At 71.9% G+C, this 6,120-nt stretch carries 4 protein-coding genes and 1 pseudogene; all 5 read left to right on the top strand.

The genetic code is table 11. The features are described 5' to 3' along the window. Nucleotides 1–550: pseudogene (locus ACIBPC_RS31495) on the top strand (hypothetical protein); the annotation flags it as partial. A 47-nt stretch (nucleotides 551–597) separates the two neighbouring features. After that, nucleotides 598–825: a hypothetical protein gene (locus ACIBPC_RS31490; protein ID WP_398849433.1), complete on the top strand. Its 228-nt coding sequence runs from the start codon at nucleotides 598–600 to the stop codon at nucleotides 823–825. A 185-nt stretch (nucleotides 826–1,010) separates the two neighbouring features. Then, nucleotides 1,011–3,290: a major capsid protein gene (locus ACIBPC_RS31485; protein ID WP_398849432.1), complete on the top strand. Its 2,280-nt coding sequence runs from the start codon at nucleotides 1,011–1,013 to the stop codon at nucleotides 3,288–3,290. 81 nt (nucleotides 3,291–3,371) lie between these two features. Next, nucleotides 3,372–4,223, top strand: a complete 852-nt coding sequence (locus ACIBPC_RS31480; protein ID WP_398849430.1) for a hypothetical protein — start codon at nucleotides 3,372–3,374, stop codon at nucleotides 4,221–4,223. Between the two features lie 35 nt (nucleotides 4,224–4,258). After that, nucleotides 4,259–6,091 carry a fibronectin type III domain-containing protein gene (locus tag ACIBPC_RS31475; RefSeq protein ID WP_398849428.1) on the top strand — a complete coding sequence of 611 codons (1,833 nt, stop codon included), beginning with the start codon at nucleotides 4,259–4,261 and terminating at the stop codon, nucleotides 6,089–6,091. The last annotated feature ends 29 nt before the right edge of the window (nucleotides 6,092–6,120 follow it).

The following is a 6,120-nucleotide window of genomic DNA, read 5'->3' as shown; positions in this document are numbered from 1 at the left end:
CGCGCGCACCGAGGCCGGCGGGTGCGGCTGCAACGCCGGGGCGGCGGACCAGGCCGTGGTCGAGGAGGCCCAGGCGGTCGTCGACGCCGCGGCCGTCGACGAGGACCTGGCGGAGCTGGACGAGGACCTGGCCGCCCTGGTCGCGGCCGTCGCCGTCGCGGAGGACCCCAGCGACGAGGACCTGGCCACCGTCGAACGGGACATGAAGGCGATCGTCGCCGCGGCGGCCCCGGCTCCGGTCGAGGGGGACGCCGCGGCGGCGGACGGCGACGCCGGCACGGTCACGGCGGCCGGGAAGAACTGGGTCCAGCAGACCGGCACCGGCCACCTTCCGGCATACGTCCGTCGCATCGCGGACCACCTGAAGAAGAAGGGGATGGACGAGTCCCGGGCGATCGCTACCGCGGTCAACGTGGTGAAGAAAGCCTGTGCGAACCCGGACGGCCTGAACTTCCCCGGGGTCCAGAAGGTGACCGGCAAGACCCGTGCCCAGGCGTGCCAGGCGGTCGCGCAGTGGGAGGCCAAGAAGGCCGAAGCGAGGATGAAGTAAGGAGGCCCCTGGTGGGTTGCAACTGTGGGTCCGGCCGAAGCCGGAATGTGACCGTGACGGCGGCGGTGCCGCCGCCGTCCAGTGCGTCGCCGTACTCGTACAACACGTCGTCCACGAACGTGAAGTTCCGTCACTGGGCCGTCGACAAGCCGACGTACGGGCCGGGCGACGGGTACACCGACTACAACACCCAGGAGGAAGCGGACGGCGCCGTGAAGGTCCTGGGGGGCCGGGCCCAGAAGGTCGACCGGGAAAGCGGGCTTCCCCTGGCGTGATCGCCCCGTGAACCCGGAGGCCCGCGCGCGGATCGCTCCCCGCCGCGGGCCTCCGTCATGCCGGCGGGGGACGGCGGGCGTGCCCGACCCTTCGTACGGCTGATTGTCCTGTATATGCTGGTTTCATCCGCTGATGGCTGTCTGGGCCTGGCGTGTAGTTCACGCTGCACAGAAAGGCCCCACCAGTGGCGAAGCACCTTGACGACCTTCTGGCGAAGCTCCGGGAGGTCGCGGCCGACGCCGACGACGCCGCCGACCAGCGGCGGACCATCATCGCGGCGGCCGTCGCCGAAGACGACGTGGACCTGGCGGACCTGGCGGAGGGTGTCCGCCAGAAGTCGACCGCGGTCAACCCGGACGACGAGATCACCGACGAGCAGGTGGAATACCTCGGCACCCTGGCCGAGGTCTCCGAGGGCATCAACGACCGCGCCGAGCAGATCGAGCAGGCGCGCGCCGCAGAGGCCCGCAAGGCGACGGCCGCCGCCCTGGCGGAGAAGATCAAGGCGACCCGCGCCCCCGACGCCGAGCCCGCGCCGGCCGCCACCCCGGCCGCGCCCGCGGCGTCCGGTGACGGTGACGGCGGCGGCGCCCCGGCCGGTGACGGTGCCGGCACCGACACGGCCGCGGTCGTCGCGGCGTCCGGCGGCTCGAAGCCGAAGGGCCGTACCCCGCTGGGCGGCGTCCGTCCGAACACCGACCGCGCCGGCGCGCGGAAGGTCCACGAAGGCACGGTCCTTCCCGCGAACCAGGGGATTCAGCCCGAGCGCTACAGCATGGTGGCCAGCTCGGATATCCCCGGGTTCTTCAGCGGTCAGGAACTCCCGAGCATGGGCGCCCTGGTGTCCGCCGCCGCGGCGAAGTTCCAGAGCCTGTCCCGCCACGGCCAGGGCGGCGGGCGCGCCGGGATCGCCACGTTCAACCGCACCGTGGACCCGCGGACCCTGATCGAAAACGAGATGGCCGACTGGCACAAGCTGGACGACGTCGCCAACGAACGGCTTCTTCCGGGCGGCTCGCTCGTCGCCGCGCTCCAGGGCCAGGCGTCCGGCACCCTGACCGCGTCGACGCCGGCGCCCGGCCTCGGCGTCCAGGCCGCGCCCGACGTGACCGGCTTCGGCTACGCCTGGTGCTCCCCGATGGAGATCATCAACCAGCTTTGCCCGCTCGAAGCGACGCTGGAAGGGATGGTGGACCTCCCCACCATCACGACCACGAAGGGCGGGGTCATGTGGCCCCACACCCCCGACTATGCGGACCTGTTCAAGGACACGCCGTTCTGCTTCACGCAGGCCGACATGGGCGGCGCCGCGTTCGAGAAGCCGTGTGTCGAGATCCCGTGTGCGGACGGCTGGGACCAGTGCATCCTCGACGCCTGCTCGTTCTGCATCATCGACAACATCCTGTTGAGCAGGGTCGATGACTCCCAGATCCAGCGCGCGATCGCCCAGGGCCTGAACATCTACCGCCGCGGCCTGAACGCGAAGCGCATCAAGAAGATGTTGGACCTGACGACGGCCGACTCTGGCGGCTCCACCGTCATCAGCGTGGACCAGCTCCGCGCCCACGGCCCCGGCCTGTTCGAGTCGATCCTCTCGTTCCTCGAACTCCAGGTGGAGCACCTCCGGGCCCGGAAGCGGCTCGCCCGGAACACGACCTTCGAGGGCATCGCGCCCGTGTGGCTGCGCGCCGTGCTCCGCGCGGACCTGTCCAAGAAGAACGCGATCCAGGACCGGTGGAGCGTCACCGACGCCGACGTGGACCGGTGGCTGGCCGCCCGCGGAATCCGGCTCCAGTACGTGTGGGAGTTCCAGGACGCCGGCGTGGACCCGACGTCCCCGATCGGCGGCGACGTCGTCCCGACCCAGTGGCCCGGATCGGTTCAGATCCTGCTGTACCAGGCCGGGTCCTTCACGGCGATCCAAGGCCCGTCCGTGCAGCTCGACGCCGTGTACGACCGCGCGAACCTCCAGAAGAACAAGCGCGTCCGCATGTTCATTGAGGACATGTGGTGCCTCACGTCCAGGTGCGGCCTGAAGTACCTGTACGACATCCCCCTGTGCCCCAACGGCGTGTCCGGCGGCCAGGAAGTCATCGAGTGCACCCCGCCCACCCCGCCGAACCCGCCGGCCGCCGCCACCGCCGTGGCCGTCGAGAACCCGACCGCCAACACCCTGGACGTCACCTGGGAGTGGGCGAAGGGCACCGGCGCCACGGACGGCGACGCGACCGGCTTCGAGGTCCGTTACCGCACCCCGGCCGGGTCCGGCACCTGGTCCGCCCCGCGGTCGGTCAGTGCCTCGGCGCGGACCGCCACCCTGTCCGGCCTGACCGCCGGCACGGAGTACGAAGTCGAGGTGGTGGCCACCGGCGGCGGTGGCACGAAGTCCGCCGCGGCGACCGCGACCGGATCGACCACGGCCGCCGAGCCCGCCGCGCTCCGCGCCTCGTCGAACAAGAAGTAACCGACCCCTGGCACCCCCGCCCCGCGCCGCCGCGCGCCGGGCGGGGGCCCGCCCCCTACGGCTGCCAGGAGGCCGCACCCCATGACCACGCCGCCGACCGTGTTCGTACCGCGTACGCCCGTACAGGCCCCCGTCGTCACGCCCCGCCGGTACACGCTGCTGGGGTCCATCCCCGAGGCGCCCGGCGACGCGGACGGCCGCTGGGAACGGGGCGTCGACTACTGGTCGTCGAACTGCAACCTGCGTACCGGCTACGTGGACGGCTGGTGCCCACCGACCAACGAGGCCGGCGAAGTCGAGGACTGGGACAAGGAGGTCCAGCGCTTCGACCCGACCCGGGTCGAGGGCGCCCCGTTCACCATCACGTCCGGGGTGGACTGCCAGTCCCCGGTGTTCCCGGCGCCGGCCGAAGCCGAAGCGGCTCTGGCCCGCGGTGAAGACCTCCAGGTGGAACAACGGTTCTGGGCCATGCAGATGGCCCGCGAAGACCTGGTGGAGCTCCACCCCGGCGACGTCGTCGGCCTGGACGACGCGATCGGCTACCTGGAGGAGGAAGCCGCGGTCCGCTACGCGGGCCAGGTCTTCATCCACGTACCGATCCGCGCCCTGGTCCACCTGGCCCAGCTCCAGATCGTCACGGTGGACCGCAACGTCCTGCGGACCCCGTACGGCTCGATCGTCATCCCGGCCGCCGGCTACAAGGACCAGACCGGCCCGGCCGGCGCCGCGGCGCCCGCGAACGGCTGGTGGCTGCTCGCCACCGGTCAGCCGGTGTACCGCCGTAGCGAGGTGTTCAGCCACGAGGCGTTCGACGTGAAGACCAACCGCCGCGGCGCGATCGCTGAACGGACCTACGTCATCACCGCGGACTGTCTGGCTATGGCGATCCAGGCCGCCCCGTGCCCCTGTACCCCCGCCCCCACCACTCCGTGAGCGGCCAGACCGCCCAGGCGTAAGGAGACCCCCAGATGGCGATCTGTCCCACGATCGTTGAAGGCGACCGGATCAGAATCACGCGCGTGGACGCGTGCGGCCGACCCGTGTACGGCGAGTGCAACGCCGTCGTGACGGACGGCCTGGTGTCGATCAAGCTCACCCCCGAAGTGGAGGAGGGCGAGGAAAAGAGCCAGGTCAACTTCGCGGGCCGCAACTGCTACAGCCGGCCCGGCTGCGACACCGTCAAGTGGTGGACCGTCGAGATCACGTGGTGTGCGATCAACTTCGCCGCGTTCGAGATGATCAACCCGACGTACCGCCTCCGCCGCAACGACGAAGGCGAGGTGATCGGGTACTACGCGTCGAACTCCGTCGACTGCTCCCGCGGCTACGCCGTGGAGGTCTGGGCCCAGGTCGAGGGCGCCGCCGACGCGTGCACCGGCGAGGAGGGATCGGGCGCCTGGGTGTACATCCCGCTGCCGTGGATCGCCGGCGGAACGCCCGGTGAGATCACCATCGGCGGTGAGGACTCGATCAACTTCGTGACCACCGGCAAGACCCGCAACGGTTCCCGCTGGGGCCGCGGCCCGTACAACGTCGAGATCGTGAACGGCGTCCCCGCGCCGCTCGCCGTCCCGCTGAACCCCGACGAGCCCATGGGCGTGATCGTCACCACCGTGGCGCCCCCGGAGATGGATTGCGACTGCCAGGACGTCCCGCGGCCCGTCCCGGACCCGGCGACGCTGTTCGTCGAGGGTGTGGCCACCGAGGACCCGCGCAACACGGTTCGGCTCCGCGTCGACAACGCCGGGCTTGGCCCGGTCATGGTCGACTGGGGCGACGGGACGCCGCCCCAGGAGGTCGCGGACCTGCGCACCGTAGAGCACAAGTACGCGCCCGAGACGCCGCCCCAGGACTACACGATCACGGTGTGCGACAAGCAGGATGCCGCCGTGTGCGCGACGAAGACCGTCACGATCCCGCTCCCGCCCGACCGGCCGGAACTGGAAGTGACGCCGACGCCCACGGATGAGTTCCCGTACCGGGTGTCGGCCGTGGTCACGCTCCCGTCCCAGGCGTCCGGCACCGCGACCATCACGTGGGGCGACGGGAAGTCGAACCAGGTCACCGTCGACGAGTCCGGCACGGCGACGCTGATCCACGACTACCCGGGCCCGAACCGGTACACCGTCGTGGCCAAGCGCGACGACAAGGCGTCGTACACCACGCGCCAGGTCGTCACCGTGACCGGCACCCCGGCGACGCCGCCGGCCGCGCCGACCGCGGTCACCGGCTCGAACCCCACGCCCACCGGCCTGACGGCGACGTGGACCTGGGCCCAGGGCGACGGCCCGGCCGCGACCGGCTTCGAGGTCCGGTACCGCACCCCGGCCGGGACCGGGACGTGGTCGGCGGTCCAGACCGCCGGCGCGGCGGCGCGGGAACTGCCGATCACCGGCCTGACCGCGGGCACCGAATACGAACTGGAAGTGGTCGCGGTCGCCCCCGGCGCGAAGTCGGACCCGGCCCTGGGCACGGGCACGACGTCCGCGGCCGAGGTGAACCCGCCGGCGGCGCCGGCCACGGTCGAGGCCGTGGACCCGACCGCGGACGGCCTGACGGTGAACTGGACCTGGACGAAGGGCACCGGCGCCACGGACGGCGACGCGACCGGCTTCGCCGTCCGCTACCGCACCCCGGCGGACACCGGCACCTGGTCCGAGCCCCTGGCCGCCGCCGCGGCGGACCGGACCCTGGCCCTGACCGGCCTGGAGCCGTCCACCGAATACGAGGTGGAAGTGGTCGCCACCGGCGACGGCGGTACGTCCGCCGCCACCACCGCGACCGGCACGACCACCGCGTAACCCGACTGGCGCCCCCCGGCCCCGGACCC

Source organism: Streptomyces sp. NPDC049879, assembly GCF_044461265.1.
GTDB lineage: Bacteria > Actinomycetota > Actinomycetes > Streptomycetales > Streptomycetaceae > Streptomyces.
The sequence above is the reverse complement of the archived record's forward strand: the minus strand, read 5'-3'. Positions and strand labels throughout refer to the sequence as shown.